The organism is Ramlibacter sp., assembly GCF_013697775.1.
Lineage (GTDB): Bacteria > Pseudomonadota > Gammaproteobacteria > Burkholderiales > Burkholderiaceae_C > Ramlibacter.
Map to the genome: position 1 here is coordinate 1 of NZ_JACCWG010000475.1, position 17451 is coordinate 17451.

At 69.2% G+C, this 17451-nt stretch carries 16 protein-coding genes; all 16 read left to right on the forward strand.

Translation table 11 applies throughout. The annotated features are described in order from the left end of the window. Positions 1-498: cyanophycin synthetase (locus tag H0U68_RS24045; protein WP_296359517.1), on the forward strand; the 498-nt coding region annotated here is incomplete at its 5' end. Then, on the forward strand, positions 498-1706 hold the full coding sequence (gene ftsW / locus H0U68_RS24050; protein WP_296359519.1) for a putative lipid II flippase FtsW: 1209 nt from the start codon (positions 498-500) through the stop codon (positions 1704-1706). The genes H0U68_RS24045 and ftsW, both read left to right, overlap by 1 nt. After that, positions 1703-2770 (forward strand): undecaprenyldiphospho-muramoylpentapeptide beta-N-acetylglucosaminyltransferase, encoded by a 1068-nt coding sequence (gene murG, locus H0U68_RS24055; protein WP_296359520.1) that lies wholly within the window; start codon positions 1703-1705, stop codon positions 2768-2770. The genes ftsW and murG overlap by 4 nt, the downstream gene beginning before the upstream one ends. Next, positions 2767-4179, forward strand: a complete 1413-nt coding sequence (gene murC, locus H0U68_RS24060; RefSeq protein ID WP_296359522.1) for a UDP-N-acetylmuramate--L-alanine ligase — start codon at positions 2767-2769, stop codon at positions 4177-4179. Before murG ends, murC begins: the two co-directional genes overlap by 4 nt. Further along, on the forward strand, positions 4176-5177 hold the full coding sequence (locus H0U68_RS24065; RefSeq protein ID WP_296359524.1) for a D-alanine--D-alanine ligase: 1002 nt from the start codon (positions 4176-4178) through the stop codon (positions 5175-5177). Before murC ends, H0U68_RS24065 begins: the two co-directional genes overlap by 4 nt. Further along, positions 5174-5965 (forward strand): cell division protein FtsQ/DivIB, encoded by a 792-nt coding sequence (locus H0U68_RS24070; protein ID WP_296359526.1) that lies wholly within the window; start codon positions 5174-5176, stop codon positions 5963-5965. The genes H0U68_RS24065 and H0U68_RS24070 overlap by 4 nt, the downstream gene beginning before the upstream one ends. A 9-nt stretch (positions 5966-5974) precedes the next feature. Further along, complete coding sequence (ftsA, locus tag H0U68_RS24075) at positions 5975-7210, forward strand: cell division protein FtsA (protein ID WP_296359527.1); 1236 nt, start codon at positions 5975-5977, stop codon at positions 7208-7210. A 152-nt stretch (positions 7211-7362) separates the two neighbouring features. Beyond that, the gene (gene ftsZ / locus H0U68_RS24080; RefSeq protein WP_296359529.1) at positions 7363-8631 is read left to right on the forward strand and encodes a cell division protein FtsZ; all 1269 of its coding nucleotides are present in this window, start codon (positions 7363-7365) and stop codon (positions 8629-8631) included. Between the two features lie 548 nt (positions 8632-9179). Then, entirely contained in the window at positions 9180-10103 is a 924-nt protein-coding gene (lpxC, locus tag H0U68_RS24085) for a UDP-3-O-acyl-N-acetylglucosamine deacetylase (protein WP_296359531.1), read from the forward strand. Positions 10104-10355: 252 nt separating this feature from the next. After that, complete coding sequence (locus tag H0U68_RS24090; RefSeq protein WP_296359533.1) at positions 10356-10598, forward strand: helix-turn-helix domain-containing protein; 243 nt, start codon at positions 10356-10358, stop codon at positions 10596-10598. Between the two features lie 154 nt (positions 10599-10752). Continuing rightward, the gene (locus tag H0U68_RS24095) at positions 10753-11418 is read left to right on the forward strand and encodes an iron-containing redox enzyme family protein (protein WP_296359535.1); all 666 of its coding nucleotides are present in this window, start codon (positions 10753-10755) and stop codon (positions 11416-11418) included. A 106-nt stretch (positions 11419-11524) separates the two neighbouring features. After that, complete coding sequence (locus H0U68_RS24100) at positions 11525-12472, forward strand: hypothetical protein (protein WP_296359536.1); 948 nt, start codon at positions 11525-11527, stop codon at positions 12470-12472. A 25-nt stretch (positions 12473-12497) separates the two neighbouring features. After that, positions 12498-14042, forward strand: coding sequence for an amino acid adenylation domain-containing protein (locus H0U68_RS24105; RefSeq protein ID WP_296359537.1), 1545 nt, complete (start codon positions 12498-12500; stop codon positions 14040-14042). Further along, on the forward strand, positions 14039-14302 hold the full coding sequence (locus H0U68_RS24110) for an acyl carrier protein (RefSeq protein WP_296359539.1): 264 nt from the start codon (positions 14039-14041) through the stop codon (positions 14300-14302). The genes H0U68_RS24105 and H0U68_RS24110 overlap by 4 nt, the downstream gene beginning before the upstream one ends. Beyond that, the gene (locus H0U68_RS24115) at positions 14299-16941 is read left to right on the forward strand and encodes an aminotransferase class III-fold pyridoxal phosphate-dependent enzyme (protein WP_296359541.1); all 2643 of its coding nucleotides are present in this window, start codon (positions 14299-14301) and stop codon (positions 16939-16941) included. Before H0U68_RS24110 ends, H0U68_RS24115 begins: the two co-directional genes overlap by 4 nt. Before the next feature lie 4 nt (positions 16942-16945). Next, positions 16946-17446 (forward strand): chalcone isomerase family protein, encoded by a 501-nt coding sequence (locus H0U68_RS24120; RefSeq protein ID WP_296359543.1) that lies wholly within the window; start codon positions 16946-16948, stop codon positions 17444-17446. The last annotated feature ends 5 nt before the right edge of the window (positions 17447-17451 follow it).

The window sequence follows — 17451 nt, forward strand, 5'->3', positions numbered from 1 at the left end:
CCCATGCTGTTCGGCCTGCGCGAGTACCGCGGCGAGCCGCACCGCGTGCAGCCGGTGGGCATCGTGCAGGACGTCGAGTACTTCGACGACAGCAAGGGCACCAACGTCGGCGCCACCGTGGCCGCGCTGCTGGGCCTGGGCGCCGAGCGCAAGCTGGTCGTCATCCTGGGCGGCGACGGCAAGGGCCAGGACTTCGCGCCGCTGGCCGTGCCGGTGGCGCAGTACGCGCGCGCGGCGGTGCTGATCGGCCGCGACGCGCCGCTGATCCGCGCAGTGCTGGAATCCACCGGCGTGACCCTGCTGGACGCGGCCACGATGGAGGAAGCGGTGCGCCTGGCCACGCAACGCGCGCATGCCGGCGACGCCGTGCTGATGTCGCCCGCCTGCGCCAGCTTCGACATGTTCCGCAACTACCCGCACCGCGCCGAGGTGTTCCGCGCCGCGGTCGCCACGCTGGCCGACGAAGCGGGCGCCCTGCTGGAGGGCGAGTCGTCATGATGGCAGCCGTTCTCCGCTGGCTTCCGGGCCAAAAGCATCGCCAGGCCAGCAGGCCGCTGGCCGCCGTCCGCGTGCACGCGTTCGACCAGCCGCTGCTGTGGATCATGGTGGCGCTGCTGGCCTGGGGCCTGGTGATGGTGTATTCGGCCTCGGTGGCGATGCCCGACAACCCCAAGTTCGCGCGCTACGCCCACACCTATTTCCTCTCGCGCCACGCGCTGTTCCTGGTGATCTCCTTCGTCGCCGGCCTGCTGGCCTTCCAGGTGCCGGTGGCCACCTGGGAGAAATGCGCGCCCTGGCTGTTCGTGCTGGCGCTGCTGCTGCTGGTGACGGTGCTGGTGCCGCACGTGGGCAAGGGCGTCAACGGGGCCAAGCGCTGGGTTGGCCTGGGCTTCATGAGCTTCCAGCCATCCGAGCTCGCCAAGTTCGCCACCGTGCTGTATGCGGCCGACTACATGGTGCGCAAGATGGACGTGAAGGAGCGCTTCTTCCGCGCCGTGCTGCCGATGGCGATGGCCGTCGCGGTGGTCGGCGTGCTGCTGCTGGCCGAGCCCGACATGGGCGCCTTCATGGTGATCGCCGTGATCGCCATGGGCATCCTGTTCCTGGGCGGTGTGAACGCGCGCATGTTCTTCCTGATCGCCGCGGTGATGCTGGTGGCGTTCGGGCTGATGATCGCGCTGTCGGACTGGCGGCGCGAGCGCATCTTCGCCTACCTGGACCCGTGGGACGAGAAGCACACGCTGGGCAAGGGCTACCAGCTGTCGCACTCGCTGATCGCCATCGGCCGCGGCGAGATCTGGGGCGTGGGCCTGGGCGGCAGCGTGGAAAAGCTGCACTGGCTGCCCGAGGCGCACACCGACTTCCTGCTGGCCGTGATCGGCGAGGAGTTCGGCCTGGTGGGCGTGCTCACCGTGATCGCGCTGTTCCTGTGGATGGCGCGCCGCATCATGCACATCGGCCGCCAGGCGATCGCGCTGGACCGCGTGTTCGCCGGCCTGGTGGCGCAGGGCGTGGGCATCTGGGTCGGCTTCCAGGCCTTCATCAACATGGGCGTGAACCTGGGCGCGCTGCCGACCAAGGGCCTGACCCTGCCGCTCATGAGCTATGGCGGCTCGGCGGTACTGATGAACGTGGTGGCCATCGCGGTGGTGCTGCGCATCGACTACGAGAACCGCATGCTGATGCGCGGAGGGCGGAGCGCATGACTGAACGCCGCGCGCTCGTGATGGCTGGTGGCACCGGCGGCCACATCTTTCCGGGCCTGGCCGTGGCCGAGGCCCTGCGCGCCAAGGGCTGGCGCGTGCACTGGCTGGGCGCGCCCGGCAGCATGGAAAGCCAGCTGGTGCCGCCGCGCGGCTTCACGCTGGAAACCATCGACTTCGGCGGCGTGCGCGGCAAGGGCGTGAAAACGCTGGTGCTGCTGCCGCTGCGCCTGCTCAAAGCCTTCTGGCAAAGCATTGTCGTGGTGCGCCGCGTGCGCCCGCACGTGGTGCTGGGCCTGGGCGGCTACATCACCTTTCCCGGCGGCATGATGAGCGCGCTGCTGGGCAAGCCGCTGGTGCTGCACGAGCAGAACTCGGTGGCCGGCATGGCCAACAAGGTGCTGGCCGGCGTCGCCGACCGCGTCTACACCGCGTTTCCCAACGTGATGGGCAAGGGCCGCTGGGTCGGCAATCCGTTGCGCGAAGCCTTCCTGCGCCAGCCGCCCCCGCAAGAGCGCTTCGCCGGCCGCGAGGGCCCGCTGAAGCTGCTGGTGGTGGGCGGCAGCCTGGGCGCCAAGGCGCTCAACGAGATCGTGCCGAAGGCGCTGGCGCTGATCCCCGCGGCGCAGCGCCCGCACGTGTTGCACCAGAGCGGCGCCAAGCAGATCGACGACTTGCGCGCGAACTACATCGCCGCCGGCGTGCACGCCGAGCTCACGCCCTTCATCGAGGACACGGCCGATGCGTTCGCCGAGGCCGACCTGGTGATCTGCCGCGCCGGCGCCAGCACCGTGACCGAACTCGCGGCGGTGGGCGCCGCGGCGCTGTTCGTGCCGTTCCCCGCCGCGGTGGACGACCACCAGACCGCGAATGCGAAATTCCTGGTCGATGCGGGCGGCGGCTGGCTGGTGCAGCAGCGCGACCTGCGCCCGGAGACGCTGGCGGAAACGATCAAGAGCCTGGACCGCGCGGCATTGCTGCAGCGCGCGTCCGCGGCCAAGAAGATGCAAAAGACGGAGGCCACCGCCGACATCGTGTTGGCATGCGAGGAACTGGCCGGAAAATGAAACACGCAATCAAACACATCCACTTCGTGGGCATCGGCGGCGCCGGCATGTCGGGCATCGCCGAGGTGCTGCGCAACCAGGGCTACCTGATCTCCGGATCGGACCTGGCCGACAGCGCCACGCTCAAGCGCCTGTCCACCTTGGGCATCCAGACCTTCGTCGGGCACCTGGCCGCCAACGTGATCGGCGCCGACGCGGTGGTCACGTCGACCGCGGTGCAGGCCGACAACCCCGAGGTGCTGGCCGCGCGCAAGCGCAAGATCCCGGTGGTGCCGCGCGCCATGATGCTGGCCGAGCTGATGCGCCTGAAGCAGGGCATCGCCATCGCCGGCACGCACGGCAAGACCACCACCACCAGCCTGGTGGCCAGCGTGCTGGCCGAAGGCGGCCTGGACCCCACCTTCGTGATCGGCGGCAAGCTCAACAGCGCCGGCGCCAATGCCAAGCTGGGCAGCGGTGACTACATCGTGGTGGAGGCCGACGAGTCGGACGCCTCGTTCCTGAACCTGTTGCCGGTGATGGCGGTGGTGACCAACATCGACGCCGACCACATGGAGACCTATGGCCACGACTTCAACAACCTGAAGAAGGCCTTCGTCGAGTTCCTGCACCGCATGCCGTTCTACGGCACGGCCGTCCTGTGCGTGGACGACGACGCCGTGCGCTCCATCGTCTCCGAGGTGCAGTGCCCGGTGACCACCTACGGCCTGAGCGAGGAAGCCCAGGTGCGCGCGGTGGACGTGCAGGCCAGCGGCGCGCAGATGCACTTCACCGTGCAGCGGCGCAACGGAGTGACGCTGCCCGACATGCACGTGAAGCTGAACCTGGCGGGCATGCACAACGTGCTGAACGCGCTGTCGGCTATCGCGATCGCGGTGGAGCTGAACATTCCGGACGACGCGGTGCTGAAGGCGCTGACCGAATTCAAGGGCGTGGGCCGGCGCTTCCAGAGCTATGGCGACGTCAAGGTGCGCGAGGCCGCCGGCGGCGGCCGGTTCACCGTGATCGAGGACTACGGCCACCATCCGGTGGAGCTCGCCGCCACGCTGAAGGCCGCGCGCGGCGCCTTTCCGGACCGGCGCATCGTGCTGGCCTTCCAGCCGCACCGCTACACCCGCACGCGCGACTGCTTCGAGGATTTCGTCAAGGTGGTGAGCCTGGCCGACACCGTGCTGCTGGCCGAGGTGTATTCGGCCGGCGAGGAACCCATCGTCGCGGCGGATGGCCGCTCGCTGGCGCGCGCGGTGCGCATCGCCGGCAAGGTGGAGCCGATGTTCGTCGGCGACATCGATGCCATGCCCGAAGCGGTGCTGGACATGGCGCGCGACGGCGACGTGGTGATGTGCATGGGCGCCGGCTCCATCGGCGGCGTGCCGGCCAAGCTGGTGGAAATGGGAGGTGCGGCATGACCCTTCGACAAGCTCAGGGCGAACGGGACTTGGATCCCAGGTCTTTCGGCAAGGTCGCGGTCCTCATGGGCGGCAAGTCCGCCGAGCGCGAGGTCTCGCTGATGTCGGGCAGCGGCGTGCTGAAGGCCCTGCAGTCCAAGGGCGTGGACGCGCATGCCTACGACCCGGCCGAGCGCGACCTGGTCGAGCTCAAGCGCAAGGGCTTTGCGCGCTGCTTCATCGCGCTGCACGGCCGCTTCGGCGAAGACGGCACGGTGCAGGGCGCGCTGGAACTGCTGGGCATTCCCTACACCGGCTCCGGCGTGATGGCCTCGGCGATCTCCATCGACAAGGTGATGACCAAGCGCGTCTGGCTGGCCGAGGGCCTGCCCACGCCGCGCTACACGCTGCTGCGCCGCGGCGCCTACACGCGCGAGCAGGTGCGCGTGATTCCCGACGACCTGGGCCTGCCCGTGATCGTCAAGCCGGCGCGCGAGGGATCGTCCATCGGCGTAGCCAAGGTGCAGGGCTATTCGCAGATGCAGGAGGCGGTGGATGCCGCCGCCGCGCTGGATGCCGACGTGCTGTGCGAGCAGTTCGTCTCGGGCGACGAAGTCACCTGCCCGATTTTGGGCACGGGCGACACCGCGCACGCGCTGCCGGTGATCCGCATCGTCGCGCCCGAGGGCAACTACGACTACCAGAACAAGTACTTCACCGACGACACCAAGTACCTGGTGCCCAGCGGCCTGCCGGCAGAAGAGGAAGCCGCGATCCAGGAGATGGTGGTCAAGGCCTACCGCGTGCTGGGCTGCCGCGGCTGGGGCCGGGTCGACGTGATGATCGACGGCGCCACGCGCAAGCCCTCGCTGCTGGAGATCAACACCTCTCCCGGCATGACCGGCCACTCGCTGGTGCCGATGTCCGCGCGCGCCGCCGGCATCAGCTACGAGGACCTGTGCCTGCAGCTGCTGGCCTCCGCCTCGCTCGACCTCGACCAGGGGGCTGCGCAGACATGAACGCAGCGCTGCCGCAGCAACAACCCATCGACGTCCGGCTGATGAACACCACCGCCACGGTGCTGTTCGCGGCCGGCGCGGTGCTGCTCGCGGCGGCGTTCTCCTGGTGGGCGGTGCGGCATCCGCTGTTCGCGCTGTCCGGCATCACGGTGGAAGGCGAGGTGGCGCACAACAGCGCGGTCACGCTGCGCGCCAACGTCGCGCCGCAGCTGTCCGGCAATTTTTTCACGGTGGATCTGCAGCGCGCGCGCGACGCCTTCGAGGCGGTGCCCTGGGTGCGCCAGGCGGTCGTGCGGCGGCAGTTCCCGAACCGGTTGCGGGTGCGGCTGCAGGAGCACCAGCCCGCGGCGCTGTGGGGCCCCGAAGGCGAAGCGCGGCTCGTCAACAACTTCGGCGAGGTGTTCGAAGCCAACGTGGGCGACGCGGAGCAGCAGGACCTGCCGCGCCTGTCCGGCCCCGACGCCGAGGCGCCGCAGGTGCTGGCGATGCACCACGCGCTGGTGCCGCTGCTGGAGCCGCTGGACCTGGGCGTGAGCGAACTCGCGCTGACGCGGCGCGGCAGCTGGACACTGACGCTGGACACGGGCGGCGTGGTGGAACTGGGGCGCGGCACGCCCGCCGAGGTGATGGCGCGCATGCAGCGCTTCGTGCAGACGCTGACCCAGGTCACCTCCAAATACGCGCGCACGCCCGAGTCGCTGATGTCGGCCGACCTGCGGCACGGCGACGGCTATGCGATCCGGTTGAGGGGCGTCAGCACCGCGGGTGCGGACGCGCAGAAAAAATAGAGGATGGAGATGGCGAAGGACTACAAGGAACTGGTCGTCGGGCTGGACATTGGCACCGCCAAGGTGATGGCGGTGGTGGCCGAGATGCTGCCCGGCGGCGAGCTGAAGCTCGCGGGGATGGGCACGGTGCCCTCCAGCGGGCTCAAGCGCGGCGTGGTGGTCAACATCGACGCCACCGTGCAGAGCATCCAGGAATGCCTGAAGGAAGTGGAGAAGATGATCGGCGCGAGCATCTCGCGCGCCGGCGTGTGCACCGGCATCACCGGCGCGCACATCCGCGGCATCAACTCCAGCGGCATGGTGGCCATCCGCGACAAGGAAGTCACGGCCAGCGACAAGCTGCGCGTGCTCGAGACCGCCAAGGCGATCAACATCTCCACCGACCAGCAACTGCTCTTGACCGAGGCGCAGGAGTTCGTGATCGACGGCCACGAGGTGAAGGAGCCGATCGGCATGAGCGGCGTGCGGCTGGAAGCCAAGGTGCACCTGGTCACCGGCATGCACAGCGCTGCCGAGAACATCATGAAGTGCGTGCGCCGCTGCGGCCTGGACGTCACGCACCTGATGCTCAACCCGATGGCCTCCAGCCTGTCCGTGCTGACCGACGACGAGCGCGAGCTGGGCGTGGTGCTGGTGGACATCGGCGCGGGCACCACCGACGTGGCGATCTTCACCGGCGGCTCGATCCGCCACACGGCGGTGATCCCGATCGCCGGCGACCTGATCACCAGCGACATCGCCATGGCGCTGCGCACGCCGACCAAGAGCGCCGAGGACATCAAGATCGAGAGCGGCCACGCCAAGCAGGTGCTGATCGACCCGCACGTGCAGGTGACCGTGCCCGGCCTGGGCGACCGTCCGCCGCGCGAGCTGAGCAAGCAGGCGCTGGCCGGCGTGATCGAGCCGCGCGTGGAGGAGATCTTCACGCTGGTGCAGCAGGTGATCCGCGAGTCGGGCTACGAGGAAGTGCTGTCCTCGGGCATCGTGCTTACCGGCGGCAGCTCGGTCATGCCCGGGCTGATCGAGCTGGGCGAGGACATTTTCCTCAAGCCGGTGCGCCGCGGCGTGCCGCGTTATTCGGGCGCGCTGGCCGACATGGTTTCGTATCCGCATTGTTCCACCGCGATGGGCCTGCTGCAAAAAGCATGGCGCGACCGCATGAGCAGTGAACTGGCCGACCGGCAGGCGGGCGCGATGCGCAGCGCCTTCGGCCGGCTCAAGGACTTCATCGTGGGGAACTTCTAGACCATGTTCCCCCACAAGACATGGCTGGCGAGGGGAAGCCCTCGCGCAACAAGAAAGGAGCGATGGCGGTGCACCGACCCCCCATGCGCAAGTAGATGAACACCATTAAAACGACCCCGAACGGCAACTGCAACGAATTTCCGGAGAATGCAATGAGCATCGAAATGATTGAAGTGGAAGAGTTCCACCAGGGCACGCAGATCAAGGTGATCGGCGTGGGCGGCGGCGGCGGCAACGCCGTGCAGCACATGATCGAGCGCGGCGTGCAGGGCGTGGAATTCGTCTGCGCCAACACCGACGCGCAGGCGCTCGCGCGCAGCAATGCGCACAAGCACATCCAGCTGGGCGGCAGCGGCCTGGGCGCCGGCAGCAAGCCCGACAAGGGCCGCGAGTCGGCCGAAGCGGCGGTGGAGAACATCCGCGAAGCCATCACCGGCGCGCACATGCTGTTCATCACCGCCGGCATGGGCGGCGGCACCGGCACCGGCGCGGCCCCCGTGATCGCGCGCGTGGCCAAGGAGATGGGCATCCTCACCGTCGGCGTGGTCACCAAGCCGTTCGACTGGGAAGGCGGCCGCCGCATGACCAACGCCGACAACGGGCTGGCCGAGCTGGAAGCCAACGTCGATTCGCTGATCGTGGTGCTCAACGAGAAGCTGCTCGACGTGCTGGGCGACGACATCACCCAGGACGAGGCGTTCGCGCACGCCAACGACGTGCTGAAGAACGCCGTGGGCGGCATCGCGGAAATCATCAACGTGCCCGGCCACGTCAATGTGGACTTCGAAGACGTGCGCACCGTGATGGGCGAGCCCGGCAAGGCGATGATGGGAACGGCCCTGGCCCACGGCCCGGACCGCGCGCGCATCGCGGCGGAACAGGCGGTGGCCTGCCCGCTGCTGGAAGGCATCGACCTGTCTGGCGCCAAGGGCGTGCTGGTGCTGATCACCGCGGCCAAGGGCAGCCTGAAGCTGGCCGAGTCCAAGCTGGCGATGAACACCATCCGCGCCTACGCCTCGCCGGACGCGCACGTGATCTACGGCACGGCCTACGACGACGAGCTGGGCGACGCGGTCCGCGTGACCGTGGTGGCCACCGGCCTGTCGCGCCAGGGCCAGCAGCGCCGCACCGCGCCGCCGCTGCAGGTGCTGCGCACCGGCACCGACAACGTGCCGTTCCACGTGCCGACCATCAGCCACGCCATCAGCGGGCCCGGCATCGTCACGCGCGACAGCCACGCGGCCAATGTCGCGGCCAGCATCGGCGTGGTGCCGTCGCAGCAGCCCGACTACGGCGGCATGGCCGTGCCCAGCGTGTGGCGCACCAACCGCACGCAGGCAGCGGCCAAGGTCGACGCGCTGTCCTCGGGCGGCATGGACGATTTCGAGATCCCGGCATTCCTGCGCAAGCAGGCGGACTGAGCTGTTGCTGAACTGAACTCCTGAGGTTCTCCAAGGGGAGTGTCTGGGGTGGGTGCCGTGAGGTGCCCACCCTATTTTTGTTGCGTCGTGCCCGGGCTCCGGGATCACGCTCGCGGGCGCCTGCCCGGGCGTGCCAGCTTTACGTCGTCAACACCGTGGTGCCGCGCAAGCTCCGTAGCGACCGCGAATGGACCCTGCGCCCGGGCATCCCGACCACCACCCTCCACGTCGCGTCGTGGCTCTCGCTTCGTCTCTCCCTCTCTCTTTCCCCCTCTCCCCTCTGGGGAGAGGGCAGGGGTGAGGGGCGGTGGTGCGCGAAAACGCCACGTGCGGCCGGCGGTCGGGGTGGGCCAGGCGCAGGGTCCATTCGCGGTCGCCACAGAGGCCGCGCGGCACAGCGGTGTTGACGACGTGATCTCCGAGCACCAGGGCAGGCGCCCGCGAGCGTGATCCCGGAGCCTGGCCCACCCCGGCCGCCGGCCGCTGCCACAAATGCCACGCGCGCGGGGTATCGAAGTGAGCAGCCCCAGGCCGCCTAAAATCACCCGATGCTCCAGCAACGCACCCTCAAGTCCCTGACCCGCGCCGTCGGCGTGGGGCTGCACAGCGGGCAGCGGGTGGAGCTCACGCTGCGGCCGGCCCAGCCGGACACGGGGATCGTGTTCCGCCGCACCGACCTGCCCACGCCGGTGGACATTCCGGTGTCGGCCAGCTCGGTGACGGACACCCGCATGGCGTCCACCATCTCCAATGGCGGTGCGCGGGTTCTCACGGTGGAGCACCTGATGTCGGCCTGCGCGGGCCTTGGCATCGACAACCTCTACGTGGACATCACCGCCGAAGAGGTTCCCATCCTCGACGGCTCGTCCGCCTCGTTCGTGTTCCTGCTGCAAAGCGCGGGCATCGAGCTGCAGCGCGCGCCGCGCCGCTTCATCCGCGTCACGAGTCCCGTCGAGGTGCGCGAAGGCGAGGGCGACAACCTGAAGTGGGCGCGGCTCGATCCGTTCCATGGCTACAAGCTGAGCTTCGAGATCGATTTTGCCCACCGCGTGGTCGATTCCACCGGCCAGCGCTACGAGTTCGACCTGGGCAAGGGCAACTATTCGCGCGACATCGCGCGCGCGCGCACCTTCGGCTTCACCAAGGACCTGGAGGCGATGCGCGCCAACGGCCTGGCCCTGGGCGGCGGGCTGGACAACGCCATCGTGATGGACGACTACCGCGTGCTCAATTCCGGCGGCCTGCGCTACGACGACGAACTGGTCAAGCACAAGCTGCTGGACGCCATGGGCGACCTGTATTTGGTCGGCAAGCCGCTGCTGGCTGGTTACAGCGCGTTCCGCTCGGGCCACGCGCTGAACAACAAGCTGCTGCGCGCCTTGCTGGCCCAGGACGATGCCTTCGAGGTCGTGACCTTCGAGGACGAACGCGAGGCCCCCGCCGGCTTCGCCCAGCCCGCACGGGCCTGGTAGCCAAAGCAGCACACGCCGCGGCCGCCGCCGCCGCGCGCGTTCTGGGTCTTTTTATCCATTTGCACATAGCTTGCGCCCATGCGGCGGCGGTGCCGCATGGCTGCGCGGCCCGCGCGGGCTGTGGTTACAAAACCCACCATTGCTGGGAGTTACACAAAAACTCCGTCTCTTCATAATCATTTTCGTTCGAGTCAAGGGAAGGCAAGAGAACCTAAGGTTCTTCTGCGACAAGAAGTTAAAGGGACGGTCGACATGCACTGCTTGGATTTGCCCCGGCTGACTGGGCGCGAAAAGGAAATTCTTCTATGGGCGGCCTCTGGCAAAACCGCTTTTGAGACAGCAGACCTGCTTTGCATCTCGGCGGACACAGTCAATTTCCACATGAAGAATTGCCTGCGAAAGCTCGGCGTTGCCAACAAGACGGCGGCGACGGCGAAGGCGTTGTCCCTGGGACTCTTGCCGATGGTCAGGTTCACGCCTGACTCGCTTCATTGACGGACACGTTCGCCGTCCCGGCGGGCGGCGGTTTCAGCGATTGGATAGAGGGAAGATGAAAATGCAAAGCATTGAAGTTTCACGCGCGTGGAGCGTTGACGAATCCCGCAAATGTCTCGAGGAGTTGGCGGTCACCGTCTACAAGCACGCCGCCTTGAACAACTCCTTCTACGAGCTGTGGACCTCGCGGCGGCTCGAGCTGCAGCAGGTGGCCGTGTTCGTGCGCAACTACGGCGAGTTCAACCGGGCCTTTCCCGAAGTGCTGGCCACCGTGCTGGCCTGCACCAAGAACATCGCCGCGCGCACCGAATACGCCAAGACGCTGTATTCCGAGATGGGCAATGGCCAGTACGACAAGGTGCACTCCGTGCTGTTCGACGCCTGGGCCCAGAGCCTGGCCGAGCAGTTCGGCGACCGCCAGAAGCTCGTCTGGGCCAACCTGTCCGCGGAGTTCGACGCGCTGCCGCAGACCTACGCGCTGATCGAGGGCCAAAAGCGCATCTACGCGATGGACGGCGCCACCGCCGCCGGCGCCCAGCTGGCGCAGGAATGGCAGGCCTACACCATGGAGACGCAGCTCTACGAGGGCGCGCGCAAGTACATGGGCATGTGGCCGACCAAGGACGAATTCCACGAGGCCGCCGAATTCTTCTACGCGCACATCGGCGCGGCGGAGAAGGAGCACAAGCTCGAATCGCTGCACGCCGCGCTCGAGTTCGACGTGGACGAAGCCAGCCGGGCGCGCCTGGTGCAGGGCTTCAACGAGCAGTGCCGCATGTTCGCCGAGTTCTGGACGGCGATCGGCAAGGCCATCCACTAGCGCCACCGCGCGTTCCTCCCGGTCTCTGCCTTCGCCGCCCGTTCGCGGGCGGCGCGGGGAGGCTGTTGCCGAAAAACGTGTCTTCCTCCCGGAGCTTGTCGCCGACATGAGCCCTGTCTACCTGCGCGCGCCCGCCTACAGCCACGGCGAGCTGCGGCCCATCGCCGAAATCGCCGAACTGCGGGCCGACCCCGACCTGCTGGCGACGCTGCACGCCGTCGGGCTGGAGACCTATGCCCGGCACGACGGTGCGGTGGAGGAGCTGGCGGCGGCGGTGCTGGGCGACACGCTGCGGGCCGCCGGCCTGCAAGGCGGCGACATCGACGCCTTCGTCTATGCGTCCAGCCTCTATTCGCGCGGCCAGGTGCACGACACCATGGAGCCGAGCCGGCTGATGGGCCGCATCGCGCAGGAGGCCGGCCTCACGCGTGCCGTGCCGCACGGCGTGAGCTTCACCCAGTGCGTCAACACGGTGTCGGCCTTCGAGCTGGCGCGCGGCCTGGTGCTGGCCGGCGCGCGCCACGTGCTGGTGCTGGCGGCCGACAAGATCGAAGGACAGTCGCGCATGGTGGAGCCGGGCATCTCGGTCATCAGCGACACGGCCGGCTGCGTGCTGGTGAGCGGCGAGCGCGGCAACGGCGCGGCGGGCACGGCGCTGCGCATCGACAACGTGGCGCACTTCGTCGACTGGTCGCTGCAGGACGTGAAGACCGAGGACGATTTCGGCGAGTACGTGAAGCGCACCGTCGGCGGCATGAGCGCGGCCATCGGCGCGCTGCAGCGCGCCGACGGGCTGCCCGCCGCCAGCTACGCGCAGCTGCTCACCAACACCATCAACCACTCGGTGGTGCGCATCTTCAGCCGCGCGAGCGGCCTGCCCACCGACCGGGTGTACCGCGGCAACGTCAACCGGCTGGCGCACTGCGACGCGGCCGACGTGATCGTGAACCTGCGCGACTGGCTGGACCTGCGGCGCGCCGCCGCGGGCGAGCGCGTGATCCTGGCCGCCAACGGCCCGTTCGCCTGGGGCGCGGTGTCCGCCACCCTGTGCTGAGCCGCTTCCTTCCACAACAACCCACATGAACAACATCGCCCGCTATCTCCACGCCGCGGCCCGGCGCCATCCCGACCGGATGGCGGTCAAGTGCGAAGGCCGCGCGCTGAGCTATGCAGAGTTCGACCGCCTCATCGACCGGATGCGGCGTTTCATCCGCGACAGCCTGGGCCACAAGCCGCAAGGCATCGCCGCGGTCCTGGCTTACAAGAGCATCGAGGCCGTGGCTTTCGCGCAGGCCGCGCTGCGCTGCGGCCTGGCGTACACGGTGGTCGATCCGCGCTACCCCGACCAGCGCATCGGCGAGATCCTGCAGGACAGCCGGCCGGCGGCGCTGTTCACCGACTTCACCGGCGCGCGCCTGCGCGACGTGCTGCAGGGCGCGCCCATGCCCGCCACCCTCTTCACCGAGACGGCGCAGGCCGCGTCGGCGGGGCGCGACTCGGTCGCATCGGTCGCATCGGTGCAGGCGCTCGCTCCCCTGGACGAGGCGCCCGCGGACAAGAACCGCGACGACATCGCCTACGTGCTCTACACCTCCGGCTCCACCGGCGTGCCCAAGGGCGTGCGCATCTCGCACCGCAGCGCCGGCTTCTCGATCGACTGGGCGCAGGACGCCTTCGGATTCCAGACCGACGAGGTGTTCCTGAACCAGGCGCACTTCGGCTTCGACTTCTGCGTGCTGGACCACTACAACGCCTGGAACGTCGGCGCCGCGACCATCCTGGTGCCGGAATACAACTCCGTGTTCCCGGTGCACGTGGTGGACATCATCCGCGAGGAGCGCGTCACCAACGTCTGGCTGGTGCCGTCCAACATCGTGGCGCTGGTCAAGCAGGGCGGCCTGCTCGGCACCGACTCCACCGCGATCCGCCGCTTCCTGTACGGCGGCGAGCCGTTCCAGATGCCCTACCTGCGCGAGATCCATGCGTGGATGGGCGGCCGGCCGGTCTACAACCTGTACGGCCCCACCGAAACCAACCTGATCACGGCGCACCGCGTCACCGCGGATGACCTCAAGGGCGACGAGGTGCCGCTCGGCCCCGGCGTGCCCGGCGTCGTGCTGAAGGTGCTGGGCGAGGACGGTGAACTGCTCGCTGCCGGCACCGGCGACCTGTGCTGCGCGGGCGACTGCATCGCCTCCGGCTACACCAACCGGCCCGACCTGAACGAGAGCCGCTTCCTGCATGCCGAGGGCCGCACCTGGTACCGCACCGGCGACATCGTGCAGATCGAAGCCGACGGCACCTGCTGGTACCGCGGCCGGGTGGACGACATGGTGAAGGTGCGGGGCTTTCGCATCGAGCTGAAGGAAGTCGAACGCGCGCTCACGGCGATCCCGGGCATCGGCCAGGCCGCGCTGCTGGTGCACGCCGCTGCAGAGGGCGACAAGGAGATCCACGCCTTCTGCGTGGCCGCCGAACCCGACGAACGCAGCATCCGCCGCCACCTGGCGAAGACATTGCCGCCCTTCATGGTGCCCAAATGTTTCCACTTCGTGCCCGACATTCCGTACAACGACCGCGGCAAGGTCAACCGGGGCGCGCTGCAGGCGCTGCTGCAAACATGAGCGGACACGACGCATTGCGCGAACGCCTGCTCGGCCTGCTGGAGAAAGCATCCGTGCAGGGCGAGCTGCCGCCGGTCACGCCGCAGACACATCTGCTGCGCGCCGGCGTGCTGGATTCGCTGGGCGTGGTGGACCTCGCCGCGGCCATCGAAGGCGCCTGGAACATCCGGCTGCCCAGGGGCGCGGTGAACCCGGCCAACTTCAGCACCCTGCAATCCATCGAAAACATGATTGCCGAACACGGGGGGCCCAAGCCGTGACCCGCAGCTCCGCACTGAACCCCGAGCGCGCCGCCATCACCGGCCTGCTGAAGGTCGACAAACGCATCGTGCGCAGCGCCGGCTGCCATGTGTATGACGACGCTGGCCGCGCCTACCTGGACTTCTCCTCGCAGTACGGCGTGCTGGCTTTCGGCCACAACCCGGCCTTCCTGTGGGACGTGCTGCAGGAGGTGCGCGAATCGCAGGAGCCCAGCTTCGTGCAGCCGCTGGTCGCGCCCGCGGCCGAACAGCTCGCGCAGCTGCTGAGCGACATCTCGCCCGGCGGCCCGCGCATCGCCGTGCTGTGCAACAGCGGCGCCGAAGCGGTGGAGGCCGCCATCAAGCTGGCGCGTGCGCGCACCGGCCGCGCCGTGATCCTGGCCACCCACAACAGCTTCCACGGCAAGACGCTGGGCGCGGCCTCCGCCACCGGCACGCCGGTGTACAGCCAGCCGTTCGGCGCCGACACCACGCAGTTCGAGCACGTTCCCTACGACGACGTGGAGGCGCTCACGGCACGGCTGGCGCGCGGCGACGTCGCTGGCTTTATCGTGGAACCGGTGCAAGGCGAAGGCGGCATGGTCGCGCCCACCGAAGGCTACCTGCGGCGCGTGCAGGACGCCTGCCGCGCGAACGGCACGCTGCTGGTGGTGGACGAGGTGCAAACCGGCCTGGGCCGCACCGGCCGCCTCTTCGCGAGCGAGTGGGACGGCATCGACCCCGACGTGCTGCTGCTGGCCAAGGCATTGGGTGGCGGGTTGGTGCCCATCGCCGCCTGCCTGGTGGCCGAGCGTGCCTGGGACCCGATGATGGGCCTGTTCCACAGCTCCACGTTCGCCAACAACCACCTCACCTGCCGCATCGCCGTGGCGGCGGTGCAGGCGCTGATCGCCGACGAGCAGGCGCTGATCGCGCAGGCGCGCGACAGCGGCGCCTACCTGCGCGGCAAGCTGGAAGGGCTGGCCGCGCGCTACCCGCGCGCCTTCAGCAGCGTGCGCGGCAAGGGCCTGCTGCTGGGCCTGGAGCTGGCCGAGTGGCCGGCCGACGCCGCCTACTTCCTCGGCATGGCGAACGACCGCGGCTACCGCGTGCCGCTGGTGTCGGGCCACCTGCTCAACGAGCACGGCCTGCTGGTGCTGCCCACGGTCAGCCGCAGCAACGTGCTGCGCATCCAGCCGCCGCTGATCGTGCAGCGCGAACAGATCGATGAGGCGGTGGTCGCGCTCGACGCCGTCGGCCGGCTGATCCAGGCCGGCCGCTTCGACCAGCTGCTCACCTACGCCACCGGCGGCACCGCCCTGCGGCTGCCCGAGCCCGCGGCCGCCGCGCCGCTGCCGCCGAAACTGGTGCCGGTGCCAACGTCCGGCCAGCCGTACCTCGGCCGCTTCGCCTTCCTCATGCACCCGGTGGACATGGACGACCTGGTGCGCTGCATGCCGGCCGGCTGCGAGTCGTATCCGCCCGAACAGGGCAAGGCGCTGCGCGACTGGATGCTGCGGCTGCGCGCGTTCGACGATTCGCCCTTCACCGTGCACTTCACGCCGCGCCTGCAGTCGCATGCCGGCGGCTACGTGGACGGCTGGCTGATCTCCTGCATGCTCACGCCGCGCGAAATGATGCGGCTGCGGCCTCCCGAGCGCGAGGCGCTGGTGGCGCAGTACCTGCAGCTGGCCCGCTCGGTGGATGCGCGCATGGTCGGCCTGGGCGCGTTCACTTCGGTCATCACCCGCGGCGGCCTGGACATCGCCGACTGCGAGATCCCGATCACCACCGGCAACAGCCTCACCGCGCTGATGTGCGTGGAAGGCCTGGGCCGCGCCGCCGAACGCATGGGCCGCCCGCTGGAACAGCAGACCGTGGCCGTCATCGGCGCGGCCGGCTCGGTGGGCCGCGTCGCCGCGCTGGAAGCCTCTGCCGCGTGCCGCCGCATGGTGCTGTTCGGCAACCCGGCCAACCCCGCCGCCATCGACGACGTGCGCGCCGTGGCCGGCGAGATCTACCAGCACCTGCTGCGCCAGCCGGAGACGGCGGTGCCCGGCGGTATCCGCATCGACCTGCGGGCGCTGCGCGCCACCGGCAAGCTGCCGAAGGAGCTGCTGGAGGACGGCGGCGAAGACGCCTGCCGCGCGCTCGCCACGCTGATCGAGACGCGCTTCACCGGCGCCATCGGCCGCGCCGCGCCGGTCATGGTCAGCGTGGACCTGAAGTCGCGGCTGCACCTGGCCAACGCCATCATCTCGGCCACCAGCAACGGCCGGCCGTTCGTGGAGTCGTCATGGATCGAGGACGACACCATCGTGTGCGACGCGGCGCGCCCCGGCGACGTCGGCGCGCTGGTGCGCAAGCATCGCCAGGACCTGTTCCTGTTCGACGGCGGGCTGGTGGAACTGCCCGAGCCCATCGCCTTCGGGCGCGACAACGTGCTGGGCTTCGCGCCCGGCATCAACCTGGCGTGCCTGTCCGAAACCATCGTGCTGGCCATGAGCCAGGCCGACCGCCACCACAGCCTGGGCCGGCGCATTCCGCTGGAGGAAGCGCGCCGCGTCAAGGCGCTGGCGGCACGCCACGGCTTCGCCTGCCACCTGCCCGCGGCCGACGACGCGCGCGCGCTGGCCGAGGCGCTGGCGGCGCAGGACTGAACGCATGCACACGCAGACCAACCCGAAGCAGGCGACGCAGCAGTGCGTGGTCGATGGGCAGCGGCTGTCGCTGGCGGGCGCCGGCCTGCGCAAGGTGTTCGCGGTGACGCTGTACGAGGCCAAGCTGTTCGCCGCCGGGCCGGTGCGCGTGCCGGGCGACCTGTACCGCGCCGCCACGCCGCTGCGCCTGTCTTTCGAATACCTGTACGGCCCGATCGGGCGCGAGCGCATGGCGCTGGCCTGGGACAAGGCGCTGCGCAAGTCGGTGCCGGCCAATGCGGGGGCGGCGATGGATGCCTTCACCGCCACCATCACCGACTACCGGCGCGGCGACACCGTGCACTACGACCTGCTGCCCGACGGCACCACGCAGGTGGTGCACAACGGCGAGCTGCTGGCGCGCATCGTGTCGCAGGAGCTGCGCACCGGCATCCTCGACGTGATGGTCGGCGGCGACCCGATCGATCCGGCGCTGAAGGCGGCCCTGGTGCCGGCGTTCGGATGACGCGC

What these genes read in the sequence shown, in the direction of transcription:
- murC (WP_296359522.1), top strand. Translation starts at nt 2,767, where the DNA reads ATGAAACACGCAATCAAACACATCCACTTCGTGGGCATCGGCGGCGCC.
- murG (WP_296359520.1), top strand. Translation starts at nt 1,703, where the DNA reads ATGACTGAACGCCGCGCGCTCGTGATGGCTGGTGGCACCGGCGGCCAC.
- H0U68_RS24110 (WP_296359539.1), top strand. Translation starts at nt 14,039, where the DNA reads ATGAGCGGACACGACGCATTGCGCGAACGCCTGCTCGGCCTGCTGGAG.
- ftsW (WP_296359519.1), top strand. Translation starts at nt 498, where the DNA reads ATGGCAGCCGTTCTCCGCTGGCTTCCGGGCCAAAAGCATCGCCAGGCC.
- lpxC (WP_296359531.1), top strand. Translation starts at nt 9,180, where the DNA reads ATGCTCCAGCAACGCACCCTCAAGTCCCTGACCCGCGCCGTCGGCGTG.
- H0U68_RS24105 (WP_296359537.1), top strand. Translation starts at nt 12,498, where the DNA reads ATGAACAACATCGCCCGCTATCTCCACGCCGCGGCCCGGCGCCATCCC.
- H0U68_RS24065 (WP_296359524.1), top strand. Translation starts at nt 4,176, where the DNA reads ATGACCCTTCGACAAGCTCAGGGCGAACGGGACTTGGATCCCAGGTCT.
- ftsA (WP_296359527.1), top strand. Translation starts at nt 5,975, where the DNA reads ATGGCGAAGGACTACAAGGAACTGGTCGTCGGGCTGGACATTGGCACC.
- H0U68_RS24120 (WP_296359543.1), top strand. Translation starts at nt 16,946, where the DNA reads ATGCACACGCAGACCAACCCGAAGCAGGCGACGCAGCAGTGCGTGGTC.
- H0U68_RS24070 (WP_296359526.1), top strand. Translation starts at nt 5,174, where the DNA reads ATGAACGCAGCGCTGCCGCAGCAACAACCCATCGACGTCCGGCTGATG.
- ftsZ (WP_296359529.1), top strand. Translation starts at nt 7,363, where the DNA reads ATGAGCATCGAAATGATTGAAGTGGAAGAGTTCCACCAGGGCACGCAG.
- H0U68_RS24090 (WP_296359533.1), top strand. Translation starts at nt 10,356, where the DNA reads ATGCACTGCTTGGATTTGCCCCGGCTGACTGGGCGCGAAAAGGAAATT.
- H0U68_RS24100 (WP_296359536.1), top strand. Translation starts at nt 11,525, where the DNA reads ATGAGCCCTGTCTACCTGCGCGCGCCCGCCTACAGCCACGGCGAGCTG.